Annotated in this window: 20 protein-coding genes; 11 read left to right on the top strand and 9 right to left on the bottom strand. The window is 68.7% G+C overall.

The annotated features are described in order from the left end of the window. The first annotated feature begins 81 nt into the window (after positions 1 to 81). Positions 82 to 1,377 carry an NtaA/DmoA family FMN-dependent monooxygenase gene (locus ROP_RS06645; RefSeq protein WP_012688562.1) on the top strand — a complete coding sequence of 432 codons (1,296 nt, stop codon included), beginning with the start codon at positions 82 to 84 and terminating at the stop codon, positions 1,375 to 1,377. On the opposite strand, the gene ROP_RS06640 is transcribed toward ROP_RS06645, so the two are convergent. Together ROP_RS06640 and ROP_RS06635 are read right to left on the bottom strand one after the other, a co-directional pair. Further along, entirely contained in the window at positions 1,374 to 2,156 is a 783-nt protein-coding gene (locus tag ROP_RS06640; RefSeq protein WP_043824319.1) for a DUF427 domain-containing protein, read from the bottom strand. The two genes, ROP_RS06645 and ROP_RS06640, sit on opposite strands and share 4 nt — an antisense overlap. A 45-nt stretch (positions 2,157 to 2,201) precedes the next feature. Further along, positions 2,202 to 2,861 (bottom strand): DUF998 domain-containing protein, encoded by a 660-nt coding sequence (locus ROP_RS06635; protein ID WP_012688560.1) that lies wholly within the window; start codon positions 2,859 to 2,861, stop codon positions 2,202 to 2,204. A 130-nt stretch (positions 2,862 to 2,991) separates the two neighbouring features. On the opposite strand from ROP_RS06635, the gene ROP_RS06630 reads away from it, so the two are divergent. The 5 genes from ROP_RS06630 to ROP_RS06610 all read left to right on the top strand — a co-directional run bounded on the left by ROP_RS06630 (position 2,992) and on the right by ROP_RS06610 (position 9,849). Then, positions 2,992 to 5,898 (top strand): FAD-binding and (Fe-S)-binding domain-containing protein, encoded by a 2,907-nt coding sequence (locus ROP_RS06630; protein ID WP_012688559.1) that lies wholly within the window; start codon positions 2,992 to 2,994, stop codon positions 5,896 to 5,898. A 1-nt stretch (position 5,899) separates the two neighbouring features. Continuing rightward, positions 5,900 to 6,328, top strand: a complete 429-nt coding sequence (locus ROP_RS06625; RefSeq protein ID WP_012688558.1) for a pyridoxamine 5'-phosphate oxidase family protein — start codon at positions 5,900 to 5,902, stop codon at positions 6,326 to 6,328. 156 nt (positions 6,329 to 6,484) lie between these two features. Beyond that, positions 6,485 to 8,080 (top strand): FAD-dependent oxidoreductase, encoded by a 1,596-nt coding sequence (locus tag ROP_RS06620; RefSeq protein ID WP_012688557.1) that lies wholly within the window; start codon positions 6,485 to 6,487, stop codon positions 8,078 to 8,080. Continuing rightward, positions 8,077 to 8,388 (top strand): 4Fe-4S dicluster domain-containing protein, encoded by a 312-nt coding sequence (locus ROP_RS06615; RefSeq protein ID WP_012688556.1) that lies wholly within the window; start codon positions 8,077 to 8,079, stop codon positions 8,386 to 8,388. The genes ROP_RS06620 and ROP_RS06615 overlap by 4 nt, the downstream gene beginning before the upstream one ends. A gap of 99 nt (positions 8,389 to 8,487) precedes the next feature. Next, positions 8,488 to 9,849, top strand: coding sequence for a bifunctional lysylphosphatidylglycerol flippase/synthetase MprF (locus ROP_RS06610; RefSeq protein ID WP_043826296.1), 1,362 nt, complete (start codon positions 8,488 to 8,490; stop codon positions 9,847 to 9,849). A gap of 9 nt (positions 9,850 to 9,858) precedes the next feature. Here ROP_RS06610 and ROP_RS43490 read toward each other — a convergent pair whose 3' ends face one another. The 3 genes from ROP_RS43490 to ROP_RS06600 all read right to left on the bottom strand — a co-directional run bounded on the left by ROP_RS43490 (position 9,859) and on the right by ROP_RS06600 (position 11,991). Further along, entirely contained in the window at positions 9,859 to 10,011 is a 153-nt protein-coding gene (locus ROP_RS43490; protein ID WP_012688554.1) for a hypothetical protein, read from the bottom strand. Between the two features lie 125 nt (positions 10,012 to 10,136). Then, the gene (locus ROP_RS06605) at positions 10,137 to 10,544 is read right to left on the bottom strand and encodes a YybH family protein (protein WP_012688553.1); all 408 of its coding nucleotides are present in this window, start codon (positions 10,542 to 10,544) and stop codon (positions 10,137 to 10,139) included. Beyond that, positions 10,537 to 11,991 (bottom strand): purine-cytosine permease family protein, encoded by a 1,455-nt coding sequence (locus ROP_RS06600; protein ID WP_012688552.1) that lies wholly within the window; start codon positions 11,989 to 11,991, stop codon positions 10,537 to 10,539. Before ROP_RS06600 ends, ROP_RS06605 begins: the two co-directional genes overlap by 8 nt. A 121-nt stretch (positions 11,992 to 12,112) precedes the next feature. Between ROP_RS06600 and ROP_RS06595 the strand changes: the two genes are divergently transcribed. Then, positions 12,113 to 13,624 (top strand): PucR family transcriptional regulator, encoded by a 1,512-nt coding sequence (locus ROP_RS06595; protein ID WP_012688551.1) that lies wholly within the window; start codon positions 12,113 to 12,115, stop codon positions 13,622 to 13,624. Between the two features lie 3 nt (positions 13,625 to 13,627). On the opposite strand, the gene ROP_RS06590 is transcribed toward ROP_RS06595, so the two are convergent. Continuing rightward, positions 13,628 to 14,683, bottom strand: coding sequence for a 2,3-butanediol dehydrogenase (locus tag ROP_RS06590; protein WP_012688550.1), 1,056 nt, complete (start codon positions 14,681 to 14,683; stop codon positions 13,628 to 13,630). A 190-nt stretch (positions 14,684 to 14,873) separates the two neighbouring features. Between ROP_RS06590 and ROP_RS06585 the strand changes: the two genes are divergently transcribed. After that, positions 14,874 to 15,515: a restriction endonuclease gene (locus tag ROP_RS06585; RefSeq protein WP_012688549.1), complete on the top strand. Its 642-nt coding sequence runs from the start codon at positions 14,874 to 14,876 to the stop codon at positions 15,513 to 15,515. An 80-nt stretch (positions 15,516 to 15,595) separates the two neighbouring features. Further along, positions 15,596 to 15,973, top strand: a complete 378-nt coding sequence (locus tag ROP_RS06580; RefSeq protein ID WP_012688548.1) for a PH domain-containing protein — start codon at positions 15,596 to 15,598, stop codon at positions 15,971 to 15,973. Between the two features lie 87 nt (positions 15,974 to 16,060). Here ROP_RS06580 and ROP_RS06575 read toward each other — a convergent pair whose 3' ends face one another. Both ROP_RS06575 and ROP_RS06570 read right to left on the bottom strand, forming a co-directional pair. After that, positions 16,061 to 16,522 (bottom strand): 6,7-dimethyl-8-ribityllumazine synthase, encoded by a 462-nt coding sequence (locus tag ROP_RS06575; RefSeq protein WP_012688547.1) that lies wholly within the window; start codon positions 16,520 to 16,522, stop codon positions 16,061 to 16,063. Between the two features lie 23 nt (positions 16,523 to 16,545). Next, positions 16,546 to 17,058: an Lrp/AsnC family transcriptional regulator gene (locus ROP_RS06570; protein ID WP_005252722.1), complete on the bottom strand. Its 513-nt coding sequence runs from the start codon at positions 17,056 to 17,058 to the stop codon at positions 16,546 to 16,548. Positions 17,059 to 17,195: 137 nt separating this feature from the next. Between ROP_RS06570 and ROP_RS06565 the strand changes: the two genes are divergently transcribed. Further along, entirely contained in the window at positions 17,196 to 20,708 is a 3,513-nt protein-coding gene (locus tag ROP_RS06565; protein WP_012688546.1) for an indolepyruvate ferredoxin oxidoreductase family protein, read from the top strand. A gap of 6 nt (positions 20,709 to 20,714) precedes the next feature. Then, positions 20,715 to 21,809 carry a Glu/Leu/Phe/Val family dehydrogenase gene (locus tag ROP_RS06560; protein ID WP_012688545.1) on the top strand — a complete coding sequence of 365 codons (1,095 nt, stop codon included), beginning with the start codon at positions 20,715 to 20,717 and terminating at the stop codon, positions 21,807 to 21,809. Positions 21,810 to 21,877: 68 nt separating this feature from the next. Here ROP_RS06560 and ROP_RS06555 read toward each other — a convergent pair whose 3' ends face one another. Then, complete coding sequence (locus tag ROP_RS06555; protein ID WP_043824317.1) at positions 21,878 to 22,291, bottom strand: ester cyclase; 414 nt, start codon at positions 22,289 to 22,291, stop codon at positions 21,878 to 21,880. Positions 22,292 to 22,479: the final 188 nt, after the last annotated feature.

The following is a 22,479-nucleotide window of genomic DNA, read 5'->3' as shown; positions in this document are numbered from 1 at the left end:
AACCGCAACGCCCCGTGGACGGTCAGAATCCGGCTGATCCAAACGCTGGGCCGGCCGGACCGTCGTTCCTAGGCTTCGACGATGAGCACCTCACGTCGCCGGCCGCTGAAGACGGTCACGGGAGTCGGCGGTGCCGTGAGCACCTATGCCGCCGCCATCGACCCGCAGCAGTCGACCGTCGCATCCTCGATCGACATCGCGAAGATCGCCGAGGCGAACAAATTCGATGCGCTGTTCGCCGCCGACCGGCTGAGCTTCGGGGCGCAGGGCGCGATCGGCGCACAGGAACCGCTGATCTTCCTGTCGGCGCTCAGTGCCGTGACCTCGCATGTCGGGCTGATCGCGACTGTGACCACCACGTTCCACCATCCCTACAACCTCGCGCGACTGTTCGGCACCCTCGACCACGTCAGCAACGGCCGCGCCGCCTGGAACGCCGTCACGTCGTCATTGGGGGAGGAGAACTACAGCGACCGCGACCTGCCGAGCCCCGAGGAACGCTACGCCCGCGCCACCGAATCCCTCGAGGTGATCAATGCGCTGTTCGACAGCTGGCAACCCGGGGCGCTGACGTCCGACGGCGCCGGGGGCACCACACTCGACGCCGACCGCGTGCGGCCGATCGACCACGCCGGCACGTACTTCACGGTGAAGGGTCCGCTGAACATCCCGCCGTTGCCGCAGCGCCGTCCCGTGCAGTTCCAGGCCGGCCAATCCGCGGCCGGCGTCGAACTCGGCGCCCGGTTCGCGGAGGTCGTGTTCACATCGCTGCCCACCCTCGAGGACGCCGTCACCTACACCAAGGGCATCCGGGCGCGCGCCGCCGAACTCGGCCGGGCCGACGGGCTGCCGCTGATCATGAGTTCGTTCCACGCCACCTACGGCGCGTCCGAGGAGGAGGTGCGACGGCTGGTCCGAGAACAGGAGGAGGCCACCGACCTCGACGCCGGCCGGATCCGGCTGGAAGACATGCTCGGCGGCGACATCGACCTGTCCGGGCTGCCGCTCGACAAGCCGATCCCCGCGGACGTCCTGCCCGACGTCCGGTCGGTGAATCGCCGCCGCGGCCGGGTCGAGATCTTCAGCCGCCTCGCCGCGACCGGGCGGACCTTGCGGGAGCTGATCATCGCGTCCAAGGACACCGGTCACTGGGCGGTCGCGGGAACACCCGAACAACTCGCCGACGCCGTCCAGGAACGCTACGACGCGGGCGTCCTCGACGTCATCTCCCTCGGCGGGCTCGCCGAGGAACGGACCCGGGACTTCGTCGTCAACGGGCTGCTGCCCGAACTGCGGCGCCGCGGGACCGTCGGCGACGACTACGTGGGCGGCACGTTCCGGGACAATCTGGAACTGCCGCCGCTGCCGGCCCGCTAGCTCTCCACCGGTACGCCGTCGACGACGATCTTCACGCGGTCGGGGTAGAACGACACGTGGTCGTCGATGCCCGACGCCTCGGCGGTGGTGAACGGGTAGAACCAGGCGACGTCCTCGACCGGTTCGGTGTTCTCGGACCCGGTGAACGACAGATACGACGCCGTCCCCTTGTACGGGCAGGACGTCCGCGTGTCGGAGGCGGCGAAGAATTCGGACCGCACGTCGATGCGGGGAACGTAGTAGCGCACCGGCAGCGACGTCTCGAACAGCAGTCGCGGGCGGGTCGTGTCGGCCACCAGCGTGTCGCCGATGTACACCTCGACGTGCCGGGACGACGGCAGCACGTCGACGCGGACGTACGGGTCGCGGGCGTGGACGAACACCTGCTGATCCTCCTCGTACCAGGCGTCCATCCGGTGCCAGTAGAACGCGACGTACGGGCTGAGGTCGAGGGAGTCGTCCAGCTTCACGTCGTAACCCCACACGGACTGTTCCGCGCTGCGGTCGCCGACGACGAGATCCCAGTACCGCGCCTTGCCCTTCCACGGGCAGGTCGTGGTGGCGTCGACGGGCTCGAGGAGGTCGAAGTCCACGTCGTCGCGGGGGATGTAGTAGACGGGCAGGTGTCCCTTCTCGAACAAGTACACCGACCGCGTGGTGTCGGCGACCACCCGGCCGCCGAAGAACACCCGGATGCGCTTGTGATTGGGTTCGATCGAAATGCGGCCGTTCTCCGCGAACTGCTGCGCGGCGGCGGCATGAGTGAGGGCTGTGGACATCACTCCATGGTGGCACCTCCCGCCCCCTGTGCGCCCTTTTGGTAGTCAGGACAACCAGAAAGGCGCACGGGTGCGGAGCGCGGCGATCCCGGCGGTCACGACCCACACCGTGAACGGGTAGAGCGCCAGGCGCTCGGTGATGCCGAACGGTGCGCCGGGCAGAAGGATCGCCGCCATGCCGAGGACCCCGACGACGCTGCAGAGTCCCGTCCACAGTGCGAAGCCGCGCCACCGCGGGTAGAGCCCGATCGCGACGACGACCATCGCGGCGTTGCGCGCGAAAAACGTCGGGGTCGCGACGATCTGGTGCAGGTGGGCGTCCACGTTGATCGGGATGACACCCGTCAGGGCGGCGCTGACGGCGGCCACGGCGAACAGTGCCAGCGCGACGAGCCTGAGCCGTCCCGGTGGCAGAAACTCCCGCAGACACACCGCCCCGACGAGGATGAGCACACCCGTCAGCACGAACGCGCTGTTGATCACCGCGTGCAGCGGCGAGCAGAGCCGGACGGCGGCGACCTGGGCCGCGGAACCGTCGCAGCCCGTGACTCCCAGGTTGCTGACCGAATTGGTCCGCACCACGTACGGCCGCGGCCAGGCGCGCGCGGTCACGACCTCCGCGAGGAAATACAGGGCGATGAGCACCCACGCGGCGGCGCCCACCCGCACAGCAGACCGCCGCTGCGGGGGCGAAGACGTTCGCACGACGCTCACCCCTCCGTACCGTACCGGCTCACGGAGTGGATTGTTGACAATCTTCGGGGGCGCCTCGACGATGTAGCCATGGCCGCGCTGACGAGAATTCCGGTTGCTGACTCCGAAGGCACGGCTGCGCGTGTCTGAGCTGACCCGCGCCGCCGATCTACATGCCGCGCTCGCCGGGCAGGGCATCGAGCTCGACATCGGAACGCGTCGGCGCGCCGAATACTCCTTCGACGCGTCCAACTACCGGGTGCCGCCGCTGGCAGTGGCCTTTCCGCGGACCGCCGCCGATGTGGTGGCGATCGTCCGGGCCTGCACCGACCGCGGCATTCCGATCACCAGCCGCGGCGGTGGGACGTCGCTTGCGGGCAACGCAGTCGGCAGGGGAGTGGTGCTCGACTTCTCCCGGTACATGAACCGGGTGCGGGCCGTCGACGCGTCCGCCCGCACGGCCGTCGTCGAACCCGGCATCGTCCTCACCGACTTGCAGAAGCAGGTGCAACTGGCGACGGACGGCGCGTTCACCTTCGCGCCCGACCCGTCCAGCAAGTCCCGCGCGACCGTCGGCGGCGCGATCGGCAACGACGCCTGCGGCAATCACTCCGTCCGCTACGGCCGCACGTCCGATCACGTCGTCGCACTCGAGCTGGTGACCGCAAACGGGCACCGCCTGACAGCGACTCGCGACGGGCTGCGGGCCACCGATCCTCACGACGCATTCGCGGTGAGCGAGGCCGCGCGGATCGCCGCCGGACTGGGTGAACTGACTCAGGAGCACCTCGGCGACTTCCGGCTCGAACTCGGCCGGATCCCACGTCAGGTGTCCGGGTTCCACCTGGCGAACCTGCTGCCCGAGAACGGCTTCGACGTCGCCCGCGCCCTGGTGGGGAGCGAGGGCACGTGCGCGGTGATCGTGGCCGCGACCGTCGCGCTGGTGCCGGTGCCGCCCGCGGCGATGCTGCTGTGCCTCGGCTACCGCGACGTGGTGGACGCGGCCCGCGACAACGCACTGATCCTCGAGTACTCGCCCGCCGCGATCGAGGGCATCGATTCGGCGATCGTCGACACCATGCGGCATTTGCGCGGCGCCGACTCCGTGGTCGGCCTGCCCGACGGCGCGGCCTGGCTGTACGTCGACCTCGACGGCGAGGATCTCGCCGAAGTGAAACTGCGCGGGGCCGAACTCGTCTCGAAACTGCGGGCCGCCGGACGGCTCGTCGACTCGCGGGTGGTCGGGGACCCGGCCGAACGCGCGTCGCTGTGGCGGGTGCGCGAGGACGGCGCCGGACTGTCCGCCCGACTCGTCGAGGGCGGCGAATCCTGGACGGGCTGGGAGGATTCCGCCGTCGCACCCGACCAGCTCGCCGACTACCTCGTCGACATCAAGGCCCTGCTCGCCGAATTCGGCCTCACCGGCGTCATGTACGGACACTTCGGCGCCGGCTGCATGCACATCCGCATCGACTTCGACCAGCGCACCGAGTCGGGCCGGGACGTGATGTCGCGGTTCATCCACCGCGCCGCCGAACTGTGCGTGCGATTCGGGGGATCGATGTCGGGGGAGCACGGCGACGGTCGCGCACGGTCGGCGCTGCTGCCGATCATGTACACCCCCACCATGATGGCGGCATTCGCGACGTTCAAGCGGCTCTGGGATCCGGCGGCCGTGCTGAACCCGGGCAGCATCGTCGACCCCGAACCGCTGCTGGGCAGCCTCGCCCTCGACGGCGTGAATCCGCGGGCGTGGCAGACCACATTCGATCTCACCCCCACCAGCGACGTCCCCGTCGCGCCGTTCGTCCACGCCGTCCAGGGGTGCATCGGGGTGGGCCGCTGCCGCGCGTCGACCGGCGGGGTGATGTGCCCCAGCTTCCGCGCGACCGGCGACGAGAAGGACTCCACCCGCGGCCGGGCCCGCGCCCTGCAGGAGATGGTCCGCAATTCGCCGACCGTCGCCGACGGATGGCGCTCCGAGGACGTCAAGGAATCCCTCGACCTCTGCCTGTCCTGCAAGGCGTGCTCCACCGACTGCCCGGTGGGGGTCGACATGGCCACGTACAAGTCCGAATTCCTCGACCACCACTACCGCGGCCGGGTGCGTCCGCTGTCGCACTACTCCCTCGGCTGGCTGCCGGTGTGGCTGAAGGTCGCCGAACGCTCCGCCCCCGTGGTGAATCGGCTGACCGCAGGCCGGCTGGCGAAGGTCGCGGCCAAACTGGGCGGTCTCACCCCGCATCGGTCGATGCCGGAGTTCGCGTCCCGCAAGCAGATCCGCCGCGAGGTCGGGGAGACGTCGCAGAACGGTGCCGCGGATGTCGTGGTGCTCGCCGACACGTTCACCCGGGGGTTCCGCCCCGAGGTGGTCGGCGCCGCGACGCGGGTACTCGCCGAGGCGGGCCTGAGCTCGCAGTGCCGCAGCGACGTCTGCTGCGGGCTCACCTGGATCTCCACCGGACAGCTGAAGCAGGGCAAGAAGACCCTCGCCAGGGCGGCCGAACTCCTCGACGACGGTACCGACCGTCCCATCGTCGTCCTCGAACCCAGCTGCGCCGCCGCGTTCCGCAAGGACCTGCCCGAACTCGTCCACACCGACGCCGCACGACGCGTCGCCGACCGGATCCGGAGCTTCGCCGGTGCGGTCCTCGAACGCACCGAGGCGGGATGGTCCCCGAGCGTGACGCTGCCCGACGACGTGACAGTGCAGACCCATTGTCATGAATACGCGGTGTTCGGCGCGGCCGCCCAGCGCAAGGCTCTGCAGGCGGTCGGAGTCGAGCGTGTGCGGGAGGCCACCGGATGCTGCGGCGTCGCAGGAAACTTCGGGTTCGAGGCCGACCACTACGACCTCAGCATGCAGGTGGCGGAACAGGCCCTCGCACCCGCGCTGCGCGACAGTCCCGAAGACGCAGTCGTGCTGACCGACGGATTCAGCTGCCACATGCAGGTACGGCAGCTCGACCCGTCCCGATCGTCGCAACACCTCGCCCAGCTGCTCGACCCCGCACCACCGTCGAAACCCGAACACCAGAGCGGAGACTGACATGTCGCAGTTGTCGATGACCAGTGAGCAGCGCGAGAAGTTCCTCGCCGACGTGCACGTGGGGGTGATCGCCGTCGACCGCGACGGACGCGCCCCACTCGCCGTGCCCATCTGGTACGGCTACGAACCCGGCGGCCAACCATACGTGTGGACCGGGCGCGGTTCGCTGAAGGAGCGGCTGATCCGCGCCGCCGGCCGCTTCAGCCTCGTCGCTCAGGACGAGAAGCCGCCGTACCGGTACGTCAGCGTCGAAGGTCCGGCGGAGTTCGACGAAGCACCCACGGCCGACGTCGTCCGCGGACTCGCCGCCCGCTACCTGCCCGCCGAAGAGGTCGACGGATTCGTCGAGCAGGCGTACGACGACAACGCGATCGTCATCCGCATGCGGCCGGAGCACTGGCTGAGTGTCGACTACGGCAAAGGCGCATAGCGCCCGTGCGCCTTTTTGGTAGTTGGGACAACCAGAAAGGCGCACGGGCGGCGGAGCCGCCTGTGTTCAGCTCACGCTGATTCTGACGATGGCGGACGGCCCTGATGTGGGGAAGCGTTGAAGGGCCGTAGTTCCGCCTCGACAGGAGCGCCCTTCATGACCGAACTTCTCGACCTGAGCACCGATGTCCTCGTCATCGGCGGCGGCCCCGCCGGCACGTGGGCGGCGCTGCGCGCACGGCAATCCGGGGCGGACGTCGTCCTCGTCGACAAGGGGTACTGCGGAACCAGCGGCGCGACCGCGCCTTCGGGCACCGGCGTCTGGTACGTCGACCCCGACCCGTCGGCGCGGGCGACGGCCAAGGCCAGCCGCGAAACGCTCGGCGGACATCTCGCCGACCACCACTGGATGGACCGCGTCCTCGACCAGACGTACACGAACATGAACCTCCTCGCCGAGGAAGGCCGCTACCCGTTCCCCATCGATCCCGACACCGGCAGGCAGATCCGCACCGGACTCCAAGGTCCCGAATACATGCGCCGGATGCGGGCGTGGATCAAGAAGGCGGGCGTCCGGATCCTCGACCACTCACCGGCCCTCGAACTGCTCGTCGACACCGACGGCCAGGTTCGCGGCGCCGCCGGCTACCAGCGCCGGGACGACCGCGACTACCGGATCACCGCGGGCGCCGTCGTCATCGCGAGCGGCGGCTGCGCGTTCCTGTCCCGCGCGCTGGGCACGAATGTCGACACCGGCGACGGCGCGCTGATGGCCGCCGAGGTGGGTGCCACGTTCTCCGGCATGGAGTTCTCCAACGCGTACGCGATCGTCCCCGCCAACTCCACCATCACGAAAACCGCCTACTACGGCTACGCCACGTTCTTCCATGCCGACGGACGCGTCCTCGAGGGGGCCGGCTCCACCAAGGGGCGGTCGGTGATCGCGAGAACGCTGCTGTCCGAGCCGGTGTTCGCACAGCTCGACCGTGCCGACGGCGAAGTGCAGCGCCAGATGCGGCTCGGCCAGCCCAACTTCTTCCTGCAGTTCGACCGTCGCGGCATCAACCCGTTCACCGACCGCTTCGAGGTCAGCATGCTCGCCGAGGGCACGGTGCGCGGAACGGGCGGCATCGACGTCGTCGACGACACCTGCGCCACCTCCGTGCCCGGACTGTTCGCCGCAGGCGACGCCGCCACCCGCGAACGCATCTGCGGCGGCTTCACCGGCGGCGGCAGCCACAACTCGGCGTGGGCGATGTCGTCCGGCAGCTGGGCGGGCACCGGGGCCGCGCGGTTCGCCCGAACCGAACGTCGGGTGCCGGCAGGCGAACTCCGCCCCGCGGGCCGGGCCGGTCTGCGGCCCACGCAACGGTCGGGGCTGGCGGCGTCCGCCGTCGTCGCTGCCGCCCAGGCCGAGCTCATCCCGTACGAGAAGAACTACCTGCGGGACGGCGTCCGGGTGCAGGGCGCGCTCGACGAACTGGAGTCGCTGTGGACGGCGCTGTCGCTGGGGCTCGGCGGCGACTCCGGGGACGAGCGGGTCCGTACCCGTCAGGCCGCGGCGATCACCGCGGTGGGCCGGTGGATGTACCACTCGACGCTCGCGCGGACGGAAACCCGCGGAATGAGCAAGCGCGCCGACTATCCCGACCTCGATCCCGCGCAGCACCACCACATCCTCACCGGCGGACTCGATGACGTCTGGACCGCGACCGGCGCGGCGCACAGCGGCCTGTTGCGAGTGGCCTCGTGATCGAACTGCTGCTGGCCGACGCGTGCATCGGCTGCGACAAGTGCGTCGACGCGTGCCCCACCAACGTGTTCGACCGCACCGATACCGGGATCCCCGTGATCGCGCGGCAGTCGGACTGCCAGACGTGCTTCATGTGCGAGGCGTACTGCCCCGTCGACGCGCTCTACGTGGATCCGCAGTCCACCCCGCTCATCGACGGGCAGGACATCCCACGCGAGCACATCGGCCGGTACCGCGAAAAGCTCGGTTGGGGGAAGGGGCGAGCCCCGGGCTCCCTCACCGCCGTCGGGCCCAGGCTTCGCCCGTGAGTGCGTAAAGAGTCCAGAGACTCCTTGACCACTCACGGGCGGCGGAGCCGCTAGATTGGAGTAACGGGAACAGTCGTCACCTGGGGCAGGGGTGTGCGCATGCAGAATTCGAAGTCGACTCCGATGACCGTGCCCGGGCTGCGGGTGTACCGGCCCGAGTCGCCCGCGGCGCGGGCGGCGCTCGTCGGCGCGACTGTCGTGGTCGGTCTCGTGCTCCTGTGGATGGCCACGCGGTCGGGTCCCGTGCGACCCGGGATGGTGGCGGCCGGAGTCGCGATGCTGTTCGTGGCCCGGGGACTGCACCTGCGGCGACCCGTCACCCTGACGCACATGGTCGGGGCGGTGTTGTTCGTGGCCGCCGCCGATGTCGCCTACACGAGCGCCCATCCGGCGCCGGGGTTCGTCCTCCTCGTGGCGACCGGACCAGTCCTGATGCTGCCGGTGCGCAGTGTGCCGCAACCGGAGGACCGTGCCCGCGTCTTCGCCCTGATCCAGCAGACCACGGAGGACCCGCTGTCGCCGTTCGCCCTCAATTCGGCGAAGTCGTACTACTTCAACGCCTCCGGCACCGCGGCGATCGCCTACCGGGCGAGGTCCGGGATAGCCGTCGTCGCCGGCGATCCCATCGGCGACCCCGTCGAGTTCGTCGCGCTCCTCGACGAGTTCGACGAGTTCGCCGCCGAACGTGGGTGGCGCGTCGCAGTGCTCGGCGCGGGGGAACGCGTCGCCCGGCTGTGGGAGATCGGCGGCGACACCCGAAAGTCGTTGAGAGCGGTCCCGATCGGCCGCGACGTGGTGATCGATGTCGGCGGATTCACCCTGCACGGCAGGAAATTCCGCAACCTCCGGCAGGCGGTGCAGCGCACGCACAATGCCGGGATCACCACCGAGATCGTCCCCGAGGCGGCCCTCGACGAACCGACCCGACGCGAGTTGACGGCCATCGTCGACGACGCCCGCGCCGGACATCAGCGCCGCGGGTTCTCGATGATCCTCGACCACCTGCTGGACGGGACGCTTCCCGGACTTCTCCTCGTCATCGCACGCGATGCGTCCGGGCGCGCCGTCGCGTTTCAGAGGTACGGGACCGCCGGTTCGGCACGGGAACTGAGCCTCGACGTACCGTGGCGCGGCGACGACGCCCCGAACGGCACCGACGAACGCATGACCGTCGACGTCATCCGGTACGCCGAGCGGACCGGTGCCCGGTACGTCTCGCTGTCGTTCGCGGCGTTCCCCGAACTTCTCGACCCCGATGCACCCGGTGCAGGGGCCCGGCTCTTCCGCCGCATCCTGCACCTGGGCGACGCGCTGATCGCGTTGGAGTCGCTGTACCGCTACCTCGGCAAGTTCCATTCCACGGGGAACCGGCGATACGTGCTCCTGCGGTTCCGCTACCTGCTGCCCGTGGCGTTCGCGTGCCTGACGTTCGAGTTCGTGCCGCACCGCGAGCGGGGCTGAGGCGCGGGGTCAGAAGTCGAAGTTCTTCTCGTTCGTCGCGGTGAGTGCATCGACGACGGCCGCGAGGTCGGTCTTGGAGACGTCCGGGGTCGCCTCCTTCGGTGTCGATCGCGACGCCTTCTCCGGTGGGGACTTCTTCTTGCCGGGCCGTTCATCCGTCATCTGTACACCTTCGCGATATGCCGAGCCGGGCAGGTTTACTGACCAGTACACCGTCGGGCGTCTGCCTCCGCAACTCGACGGGGTCCTGATGTGACGCGGTCCACGTCGAGCCAGCTATCTGTCAGTTACACCGCTGGACCGGACTGCGGCGACAGGTGCTCGTGGACGGCGATCCAGCCCGAATCGTCGCGACGCCGGAACAGGATCGTCTCCCGCTCGTCGAGCTCGACGGTCCCCGTCGAATCCCGCACAGTGGTGCCGACCCGATGCGTCAGCACCGCGACATCCGGGGCCGGGAACGTGACGCACTGCTCGCTGGAACGGCACGCCAGGACGCGGAACCCGTCCGACTCCCACTCGGTCCACAGGGCGCGGTAGGCGTCGCGGCTCGGCAGCGGCACCGGGTGGGTGTAGAAGACGAACGTCGCGTCCGGGCTGAACGCCTCGAAGTAGGCGGCCGTGTCGTGCTCGCCGAATGCCCGGATCAGCGCGTCGATCGCGTGCTGGACGTCAGCCGTCGTCGCGTCAGCCATGAGCGGGGGTCTCCTCGCCTGCCAGTGCGGCTTCGCTGTCCTCGATGAACCGTTCCTCGGTGTCCAGGTCCAGCGACCGGGACAGCACCCAGTACACGATCCCGGACACGGCGAGTCCGACCGCGAACGCGACGTCGACCTCACCGAGGGCCGCGGCGATCGGTCCGACGTAGAACGGCAGCACCATGAACGGAACGGACGCGACGATGCCGGCGAAGAAGGCCGTCATACCCCGCCACGACCACATTCCGTACAGCCCGTCCGGCGTGAACAGGTCGGTGATGGCGTAGTGCCCGCGGCGCACGAAGAAGAAGTCGGTGAGATTGACGGCGGTCCAGGGCACGAGGAGGTACAGCATGATCAGCAATGTCGTGTTCAGAACGGTCGTCGAATCGGTGAACAGCAGACTCAGCACCAGCCAGACCGCGGCCAGCGCGAGCACGGTCACCACCCGGATCCGGCGGGACGGGGTGACCTTCCGGAAGGAGTCGATGCCGGTGATCACGGTCAGCATGCCGCTGTACGCGTTCAGGCCCATGGTCGCCACCAGCACGAGCGTCGCGACGAGTGCGAGCACGCTGCCGAGGAACGGGACCACCGAGTTCCCGGCGTCGTGGATGCCGGCGAGCGCATCCGTCGCTCCCAGTCGGGTGGCCATCCACGCGCCCACCGGGATCAGCCACACCGGCGACGCGGAGGCGCCGAGGAACACGGCCGACACGATGGCCGACGTCCGCGTGTTGCGCGGCAGGTACCGCGAGTAGTCCGACACGTACGGCGCGTAGGTGATGTTGTAGGAGGCCGCGACACTGAACTGGGCGATGAACGCCAGCAGGGTGAACCCGCCCGTCGCGGCGCCCGCGTCGCCGCCGCCGGCGTGCCCGAACACGACACCCCACGTGAGGATCGCCCACAGCGGCAGCGACAGCCAGAACAGCACACGAAACGACAGGTGCAGCAGATCGTGACCGTAGATCGCGAGCAGCGTCGCGACCGCGGTGATGACGACGGCGATGATTGCCGCGTTCCACCCGAAGATGCTGTGCAGACCCGCCTTGATGATGACGACGTCCACGACGTTGAACCCGACGTACGTGAACAACGTCCCGATGAGTGCGAGGACGACACCGCGATAGCCGAACTGCGCACGGGACTGCACCATCTGCGGGAGTCCGAGCACCGGTCCCTGCGACGCGTGGAACGCCATGAACAACGTTCCGAAGAAGATGCCGAGAATGCCCGCCACGACTGTCCAGCCCAACGACAGGCCGAGGGCGGGGCCGACGAAACCGATGGCCACCGTGAAGGGCTGGAAGTTTCCGACGAACCAGAAGGGGCCCTGGTCGCGGACCTTCCCGTGACGTTCGTCCTCGGGGACGTAGTCGATCGACCGGGTCTCGATGGTGCCACCGAGGGTCGCGGCGGTGTCGCCTGAGTGATCTGTCACTGAAACTCCTAGAAGGTGCTGTGGCTCTGATCACTACTCTGCGCACTGCGCCGCTCCGGCACCAGAGGCGAGATGTACAGTTCGTCTATTACGGTTGGGCAATTAGTACAAGAGGTCACCGGTGATCACCGTTCAGGACGTCCTGTCCGCCCCCACGCTGCGGCTCACATCGATGAGCGGGACGGCGGGGGTGGACAACCCCATCACCGCAGCGCACGTGTCCGAACTGACGCGTCCGCGGGACTGGCTCCAGGGCGGGGAGTTGCTGATGACCGTCGGCCTCATGCTTCCCACCACCGAAGCCGGGTGCCGCGACTACGTGCGGGACTGTGTCGCGGGCGGGGTCGCCGCACTGTGCCTCGGTCTGGGGCACGGGCTGCCCTACCAGGCACCCCCGGAGCCGCTCGTCGCGGCCGCGCGTGAATTCGGCGTCCCGCTGCTCATCGCCCCCGACTCGGTGCCGTTCATCGCCATCACCAAGTGGATCTTCTCCCGGATAGCCGAGGAGGAGAAGCGTGCCCTCGAGGACGCGATCGAGCTCAGCTATCAGCTCACCGCGGTCGCGGCCGGACCGTCGCCGCTGAGCGGACTGCTCGACACGTGGCGTTCCGTCAGCGGCTCACTGTGCGCGGTGCTGGACGCGTCGGGTGGGGTCGTCCAGCTCTCCGACGGCGTCGATGAAGCGTTCCTGCAGGACGCCCAGGACCAGGTGGGTCGCTACACCACCCGAGCGAAGGGCTGGACAGCGTTCGGCGGCGCCGGTCGGCGGGAACTCGAACTGCACCCCGTCCGAATCGAGAACCCGCTCGCGTTCGTCGTGCTCGAGCGGTCGGCGGACAGCGCGCTGCGGCACGCGTCCAATGTGCTCGTCTCGCTGCTGTCGCTCGAACTCGAACGCCGTCACGTGGCAGGCGAACCCGAGCGACAGCGGCGGGCGGCGGCGCTGGCACAGCTGCTCAGGCCCGGACTTCGGAGGGAGCGCGCCCATCAGATCGCTGCCGGCATCGGGCTGCCCCGCGACCCCCTGCAGATCGCCGTCGTGCGCTCCACCCCCGATTCGGTGGCCGACCTGACCGCCCGGATCGCTTCGGCCCTTCCGGATTCCGTCCTGAGACAGCGCAACTCGGACATCGAGATCGCGCACCCCGAATCCGCCGGGCTCGCCGACCTGCTGTCGAGCGTGGCGGAGGGATGCGCGATCGGGATCGGCGCGCTGGTTCCCGTGGACGCGCTGGCCGTGTCGGCGATGCAGGCGCGATCCCTCGTCGCCGTCAGTGCCCGACTCGGCCGCGCCGTCGACGCCAAGGAAGGGGAGACGGTCCAGTTGCTGCTGCGCCTCGGCTCGGCCGACGTGCTCAGCGGCTTCTCGACCGCCGTCCTCGCACCCCTCGATCAGCTCGAGCCGCGCGAACGCGTCGAACTCCAGCGAACGCTCGAGGAATGGCTGCGAGCCAACGGGGCATGGGACCCCGCGGCGGCCGCCCTCTCCGTGCACCGCAACACCGTCCGGAACCGGATCGACAAGATCGCGGCACTGACCGGGCGGAACCTCGACCAGGCCGACGACCGCATGGAGTTGTGGCTGGCGCTCAAGGCCAGGGCAGTGACACCGTCGACGGACGAACCCGACTGACGGTCACGCCCGGACCAGGATCTTCACCGCCGTGTCGTTGTGCTCGATCAACGTCGTGAGGCCGTCGGAGACCAGGTTGTCGAGTTCGATCCGGCCGGTGATGAACGGGGCCAGGTCGATCACCCCGCTGCGCACCATCTCGATCACCGCCTCGTGATCGCGGACGTAAGCGATGGTGCCGCGCAGATCGATCTCCTTGAGGACGAGCTTCTGCATGTCGACCGTCGCCGGCTTGCCCCAGATCGACACGTTCACCACGACCGCCGCGGGCCGGACGGCGTCGAGGATGGTGTCGAGGACGGCGTTGACCCCCGCGCATTCGAATCCGAGGTCGGCGCCGACACCGTCGGTCAACTCGAGCACACGCGCTTTCACGTCCTCGGACGACGGGTCGACGACGTGGTGCGCGACCCCGCTCGACAGTGCCTTCTGCTTCCGGGCGTCACTGAGTTCCGTGACGATCGTGGTGACACCCAGACCCTTCAGGACCGCGGCCACCAGGAGTCCGATCGGCCCCGCACCGCCGACCAGCGCGACGTCGCCGGCCTTCGCCCCGCTGCGGACGACCGCATGATGCGCGACGCTGAGCGGTTCGATCAGGGCCGCCTCGTCGAGCGGGATGTCGCCGATCTTGTGCACCCAGCGGCGGTCGACCACCACCTTCTCGCTGAGTCCGCCTCCCCCACCGGCCAATCCGATGAAACCCATCTTCGTACACAGGTGATAGTTGCTTGCCCTGCAGGACGCGCACTCGTTGCACACGAAGTACGGCTCCACCACCACGTTGTCGCCCACCGCGACGTCGGTGACGCCCTCGCCGACCTCCTCCACCGTCCCGGAGAACTCGTGGCCCATCGTCACCGGGGCGTTCTCGTGCGACAGCGGATGCGGATGTCCCGGCGGGGAGATGAAGATCGGGCCCTCGAGGTACTCGTGGAGGTCGGTGCCGCAGATGCCGCACCACGCGACCCGGAGTTTCACCGCGCCCGGCCGCAGTTCCGGCTCGGGGATGTCGTCGATCCGGATGTCGCGTCGTCCGTGGAAGCGTGCTGCCCTCATGAATCCGCCCTCACTGCGTTGTGAACGTGCTGATTCGGGGAACGGTACGGGCGCCGGCAGGAGGCGGGAAGGGTTGCAGTGTGTTGCAATTCGATGCCGCCGGTGTGACGTTCACCGGCGGATAGCTGGTTTGGCCGGATCTGCGGGTACCTTCGAAGGGAAAGAATGGTTCGATCTGGGGGAGTGAGGCATGGCACGCATACGCACGGCGGCTGAAGCTGAAATCAACGCCGCCGAGCAGATGCAGAAGCTCGGTTACGGCGACGCGACAGCGCTGCTCGGCGGCGCGGACGGCGGCATCGACGTCTACTCGTCGCGCGCGTACGCGCAGGTGAAGTGGCGGGGCGGCAGCGCAGGCAAGGCGGACCTCGCGAACCTCTACGACACCCGCGGAACCAGTCATGCCCGCAAACTCCTGTATTTCTCCGGCCCCGGATACACCGATGAGGCCGTCGACTACGCGGACGCGGTGGGCATCGCCCTGTTCCGGTGCGAGCCCGACGGCGAAACCCCGCCGCTCGGCGCCCACGCCCCGAAACTGGTGGCCGCCGCGCGTAACTCGACGGTAGCGGTGGCCCCGTCCCCGCCGCCCGCACCGAAGCCCGAGTCGCCGGCGCGCATCGTCGCCCGCAACGCATGGGCGATGGTCGCAGGTTTCTTCGGCGCGCACTGGCAACTCCTCGGCGCCGTCCTATGCACGATCGTCCTCATGATCGCCCCCTTCGGCGAAGGGCACGTGGGGCTGCGCGTCTTCGCGACAATCCTCGCCGTCGTCGGCGCACCGGTGTTCTGGCTCCTCTTCATCCAGCGCCGGCACGCGCGGGCCGGATAGTTCGAGCCCGTAACGATCCCGCTCGCGCCGACGACAGCCAGCGTGACTGTCGGCATTCGAGTGGAATCGCGGAGATGAAAATGGGCTTGATGAACGGCCTGATGGGTAATGCGGGAAAGATCGACCCGGCTGCTGCGCAGGCGGAGTACTCGCGACTTCTCGGAAACGGTGAGCAGATCCACGCTGCGTATTTGCTGGTTCGCGACGCTTTCCTGTTCACCAACCGACGACTCATTCTCGTCGACAAGCAGGGGATCACGGGAAAGAAGATCGAGTACCACAGCGTGCTGTACAAATCGATCACGCATTTCGCGGTGGAGACGGCCGGGAACTTCGATCTCGACGCCGAACTGAAAATCTGGATTTCCGGCAATCCGGTTCCGCTGCAGAAGCGGTTCTCGAAGTCGGTGGACATCTACGAGGTGCAGGCGATTCTGTCGCATTTCGTCGCCGGGTAGCGCACTCGACCCCAGAAATACGAGAACACCACCGTCGGTATGTACCGGCGGTGGTGTTCTCGATGTGGATTCGGGGCAGGGCGACTCTCAGTTCGCGGGCGGCAGCGACTTCAGCGACGTGACGGTGGCGACGCAGGCCCGAGCGGCCTCGGCGCCCTTCTTCACGAAGTGGTCGTGGAAGTAGTTGAGGTGCTCGTCGTGCTCGTGGAAGTGGTGCGGGGTCAGCACAACCGAGAACACCGGCACATCCGTGTCGAGTTGCACCCGCATCAGGCCGTCGATCACCGCGGTTGCGACGAACTCGTGCCGGTAGATGCCACCGTCCACGACGAGTGCGGCGGCGACGACGGCGTCGTAACGCCCGGTGAGGGCGAGGCGGCGTGCGTGCAGCGGGATCTCGAACGCACCCGGCACCTCGAAGAAGTCCAGATCGTCCTTCGCATACCCCAGCGTGGTCACCTCGTCGGTGAAGCCCTCGCGTGCGCGGTCGACGATGTTGCGGTGCCACGTGGCCTGGATGAAGGCGATTCGTCCCTGACTCTCACTCATGGTCTGAAACTACTGCACCGGTGCTAGCGCTGTGAACGGGGCAGTGCCGTCGACCGGCCCCACCCTGAGTCGTCGGTGAGGTGCTCGAGTAGGGGCTGAATCCGGTACGGCAGCGGGCTGGTCAGCGCGATGGTGGTGGTCGAGTGGGTGATGCCCGGCAGGTTCGCGATCTTCTCGAGCAGCTTCTGCAGCTCCGCGTGCGTCGACGTCGCCACCCGCACCAGCAGGTCCTCCCGGCCGGTGGTCGCGTGGATCTCGATGACCTCCGGCAGGTCGACGAGACGGTTGCCGACGGCGGTCAGCTTGCCCTGCTCGAGTTCGAGGCCGACGAACGCCTGGATCGGGATGCCGACCTCGGCGAGGTCGAGGTTGGGCCGGAACCCGGTGAGTAGCCCACTGGTCTCCATGCGCTTCATCCGGGACTGGACGGTGTTGCGGGCGACGCCCAGCGAGTTGGCGAGTTCGGCCACGCTCATGCGTGAGTCCTTGCCGAGCAGTCCGAGCAACTGCACGTCGAGCTTGTCGATGCTGAGCACTTTGGGTACCTCCGGGAAGTGACGACCGTCACCGCTTGCGTGAATTGATCAGTTGGTCTGATTTGCGTTGACCAAATCATAGAGCAGATACAGGATCAAGCTCACTAAATGCTCAACGCGACGGATCGGGAATCGCCATGACTCAGCTAGACGACGCTCGCACCAGTGCAGCATCCTTTGATCTCGCCGACCGATACCGGGCCGACTCGGGCCCGGTGCTGATGACCGGTGTCCAGGCCATCGCCCGCCAGCTGGTGGAGCAGCACGAACGCGACCGCCGGGCGGGCCTGAACGTCGCGACGTTCGTCTCCGGCTACCAGGGCAGCCCCCTCGCCGGCCTCGACCGCACCATCGCCGCCATCCCCACGCTGAGCACCGACCACGACGTGAAGTTCGTGCCCGGCATGAACGAGGAACTCGCCGCGACGTCCGTCTGGGGCAGCCAGGTGGACCTCCCGCAGGGCGAGCGCACCCACGACGGCGTCGTCGGTGTCTGGTACGGCAAGGGTCCCGGCCTCGACCGCGCCAGCGACTCCATCCGGCACGCCGCCATGTACGGCGCCAACGCCCGCGGCGGCGTCCTCGTCCTCGTGGGCGACGACCCCAACGCCAAGTCCTCCACCATCCCCTGCGCCAGCGAGCGGTCCATGGCCGCGATGGGCATGCCCGTGTTCTTCCCGCGCAACGCCGAGGAGGTCATCACGTTCGGCCTCTACGGGGTGGCGCTGTCGCGGATCTCCGGCTGCTGGTCGGGCATGAAGATCGTCGCCGACGTGGCCGACGGGCTCTGGACCCTCGACCGCGACTTCGCCGACCTCGACATCGTGCTCCCCGAGATCGAGTGGAACGGCAAGCCGTGGTCGTACCGGCAGCGCGTGCTCGCGTCGCCGCCCGACAGCGTCTACGCCGAGGCCGACCTGTACGGGCCGCGCTGGGCGATGGTCGAGGCGTTCAACGCCGCCAACGAGATCGACAAGATCGAGGTGAACCCGCGCAACGCGTGGCTGGGCATCGCCGCCGTCGGCACCGCCTACGACTCGCTGCGCCAGGCCCTGCTCGACCTCGGGCTCGGCGACTCCCAGCTCGAGGACGCCGGCATCCGCATCCTCCGCGTCGGAATGCCCTACCCGCTGGGCGCCGACAAGGTCCGCGAACTCGCCGACGGCGTCGAGCAGCTCCTCGTCGTCGAGGAGAAGATGCCGTTCGTCGAGTCGCAGCTGAAGGACATTCTCTACGGAGGCGCCAGCGCACCCGCCGTGCTGGGGAAGAAGAACGCGCAGGGCAAGAACCTGATCCCCGTCGACGGTGAACTGACCGCCGCCCGCCTCACCGGACCGCTGCGCCGCGTCCTCAAGGACCGGGTCGCGCTGACGCCGGCCCCGCCGCCGCGCCTCGAGCTGACCGTCCTCCCGACGTCGCGCACCCCGTACTTCTGCTCCGGCTGCCCGCACAACCGCTCCACCGCGGTGCCCGAGGGATCGATCGCGGGCGGCGGCATCGGCTGCCACACCCTCGTCACGATGTCCGGCCGCACCGACAGTGCCGTCACCATGCTCACCCAGATGGGCGGCGAGGGCGCGCAGTGGATCGGGCAGGCCCCGTTCAGCGACGTCAAGCACATGTTCCAGAACGTCGGCGACGGCACCTACTTCCACTCCGGCCAGCTCGCCGTGCAGGCCTGCGTCGCCGCCGGCGTCAACATCACGTACAAGGTGCTCTACAACTCCGCCGTCGCGATGACCGGTGCGCAGGACGCCGAGGCAGGGCTGACCGTGCCGCAGCTGACCCACAAGCTGGCGTCCGAGGGCGTCAAGCAGATCATCGTCTGCGCCGAGGATCCCAAGCGGCACAAGGGCGCCCACTTCGCCGCCAACACCCTGCTGTGGGACCGCACCCGCCTCGACGAGGCGCAGCGGGTCCTGCGCGACATCGAGGGCGTCACCGTGCTGATCTTCGACCAGCAGTGCGCCGCCGAGGCCCGCCGCAAGCGCAAGCGCGGCAAGCTGCCCGCCCGCCGCACCCGCGTCGTCATCAACGAGGCCGTCTGCGAGGGCTGCGGCGACTGCGGCGTCAAGTCCAACTGCCTGTCCGTGCAGCCCGTCGACACCGAATTCGGCCGCAAGACCAAGATCGACCAGACCAGCTGCAACACCGACTACTCCTGCCTCGAGGGCGACTGCCCGTCGTTCGTGACGGTCGAGCTGCCCGAGGAAGGCGCACCGAAGACGTTGCGCGGTATCCCGGTTCCGCCGGAGGTCGGCGACCCCGATCCCGCCGTGTGGACCGGAACGCACAACCTGTTCATGGCCGGCGTCGGTGGTACCGGCATCGTCACCGTCAACCAGGTGCTCGGCATGGCCGCGCTGCGCGCCGGGCTGCACGTCGAGGGACTCGACCAGACCGGTCTCAGCCAGAAGGCCGGGCCCGTCACCTCACACCTGCGCCTCAGCGATCAGAACACGCGGTCGGGAAGCTCGGCGCCGTCCAACCGGATCAGCCCCGCCACCGCCGACTGCGTCCTCGCGTTCGACCTGCTGACCGCGGCCGACGCCAAGTACGCCGGGTTCGGCAGCTCCGACCGCACCATCACGGTCGCGTCGACGAGCCAGACCCCGACCGGCGACATGGTCTACGACCCCGCCGTCCGCTACCCGGACGAGGACAAGCTGCTCGAGCGTCTCGACGTCTCGGCCCGCGAACTGACTGCGATCGACGGTCTCGCCGCCGCGACCGCACTGTTCGGCAGCACCGCGGCCGCCAACTTCCTGCTGGTCGGCGCCGCCTACCAGGCCGGTGGGCTGCCCGTCCCCGCCCGGTTCATCGAGGAGGCCCTCGAGATCAACGGGGTCGCGGTCGAGTCCAACAAGGCCGCATTCCACTGGGGACGCGTCGCCGTCGCCGACCGGGAGGCCTTCCTCGCCGCCACCAGCTCGGCCGCCGTGCCGCAGCGCAGCGACACCGTCGTCCCGGCGCACCTGTTCGCCGGGTCCACCGTGGGTGGCGCGACGCGGGAGCTCACCGAACGCCGGGCCGCGAACCTCGTCGCCTTCCAGGGTGACCGCGTCGCCGCCCGCTACATCGCCCTGGTACAGCAGGCATGGGACGCCGAGCGCGCACTGGGCGACCGGACCGAGTTCAGCGAGGCCGTTGCCGCCGGGCTGCACAAGCTCACCGCCTACAAGGACGAGTACGAAGTGGCCCGGATGCTCACCGACCAGGCCTTCCTCGACGCCGCGGCCGGCGAGGTCCCCGGCGCGGGCAAGCTCACCTACAAGCTGCACCCGCCCGTTCTCAAGGCGATGGGCCGCAAGTCCAAGATCGGATTCGGCCCCCGCTCGCACGTGGCGCTCAAGACCCTCGCCAAGGCGAAGTTCCTGCGCGGCACCGCGTTCGACCCGTTCGGCTACGCCAAGGTCCGTCGGCTCGAGCGTCAACTGCTCGCGCACTACGAAACCACGGTCGCCGGCCTGATCGCCGACCTCACCGCCGACACCTACGACACCGCCACGCTGATCGCCGCGACACCCGACCTCGTCCGGGGCTACGAGGACGTCAAGCTGCGCAATGTCACCGTCTACCTCCAGCGTCTCGCCGAACTCGGCGTCGACACCTCCACCATCACGATTGCCACCCCTTCGGAAAGGTCCTGAGAAGACATGACTCTCACCGCGGAACGTCACGACACCGCACCGCTCCAGAACGCCGGAGTGTTCGAACGGACCGATTTCCCCACCGACACCGCGCACGAACAGGTGACGTTCTTCCAGGACCCCGCCACCGGACTCAAGGCGATCGTCGCGATCCACGACACCACCCTCGGGCCGGCGCTCGGCGGCACCCGTTTCTACCCGTACGCCGACGAGGCCGCCGCCCTCAAGGACGTCCTGCGGCTGTCGCGGGGCATGACGTACAAGTCGGCGATCGCCGGAGTCGACCTCGGCGGCGGCAAGGCCGTCATCATCGGCGACCCCGCCACCGCCAAGTCGGAGGCGCTGCTCGAGGCGTACGCCCGCTTCGTGCAGACCCTCGGCGGTCGCTACATCACCGCCGGCGACGTGGGCACCAACTCCGACGACCTCGATGTTATGGGCCGCGCCACCGACCACGTCGTCGGACGCAACACCGCCGCCGGCGGATCCGGCGACAGCGCCCCGATGACCGCCCTCGGCGTCTTCCAGGGCATGCGCGCCGGCGCCCAGCAGAAGTGGGGCACCCCGAGCCTCGCCGGCCGCGTCGTCGGCGTCGAAGGTGTCGGGAAGGTCGGCTACCAGCTGATCAAGCTGCTGCTCGCCGACGGCGCCTCGGTGGTCGCCACCGACGTCAACGTAGCCGCACTCGACCGCGTGGCTTCTGACTTCCCAGACGTGAAGATCGCGTCCAGCGTCATCGACCAGGAACTCGACGTCTACGCACCCTGCGCGATGGGCGCCACCCTCACCGACGAGTCCGTCGCCGCGATCACCGCCCAGGTGATCTGCGGGGCCGCGAACAACCAGCTCGCCCACCCGATCGTCGAACACGACCTCGACGACCGCGGCATCACCTGGGTCCCGGACTACGTCGCCAACGGCGGCGGACTCATCCAGGTCGCCGGCGAACGGCTCGGCACGTCCGCCGACGACGTCCGCGCGCAGGTCGAGAAGATCTTCGCCACCGTCGTGCAGATCCTCGACATCGCGAAGCGGGACGGCATCCTCGCCGGCGCCGCAGCCGACGCCGTCGCCGAGGCCCGCATCGCCGGAGCCCGGTAGAGGCGGCTCCGCCACCCGTGCGCCTTTTTGGTAGTTGCAGCTACCGAAAAGGCGCACGGGCCGTAGGCCTATGCCGTCAGCCGCCGGTGCAGCTCCCAGGCATTGCGCTCGACGCGGTTGGATTCGAGCATCCCGTCGGCGCGGACGTTCCACACCGCGGTGCCCGTGAGATGGATGGGTTGCCCGTCGGGTTCGGTGCCCATGAATCCGCGATTGCGGCCGGTCATTTCCCACAGCGACGCGACGCGGGAACCGTCCTCGTTCTGGAACGTTTCGACAGGGATGAACTCGAGATCCTCCACAGTCGACTGGAACCTCAGCACCCACTCCTTGAAGTCGGCCCGGCCGCGGATCGTCTCTCCGCCGGTGACGATGACGAAGTTTTCGACCACGAGCTCGTCGATCGCGTGGGGGTCCTGGGGTGACTGCCACACCCGGGCCCAGAAATTTTCGACTGCGTGAACTCCGTGTTGATGGGACATCCGTTGTGGCCTTTCTCTGGCTTGAAATTTCCCAGTGAGGATGGGTGTGGACGAGGTCGAGTCCGCGTTTTCTCACAAGGTGACCGGCCTCGTCATTCGCGCGCAGGCGCCCGTTCTGCCCGCTTCTCGTGAAGGGCCGATGCAACACGCGTCGACCGTCGTCACCGGATGCCGGCGGCTCCGCCGCC

It is taken from the genome of Rhodococcus opacus B4, assembly GCF_000010805.1.
GTDB lineage: Bacteria > Actinomycetota > Actinomycetes > Mycobacteriales > Mycobacteriaceae > Rhodococcus_F > Rhodococcus_F opacus_C.
Note: the sequence above shows the minus strand (reverse complement) of the source record. Positions and strands in the feature narration are given on the sequence as shown.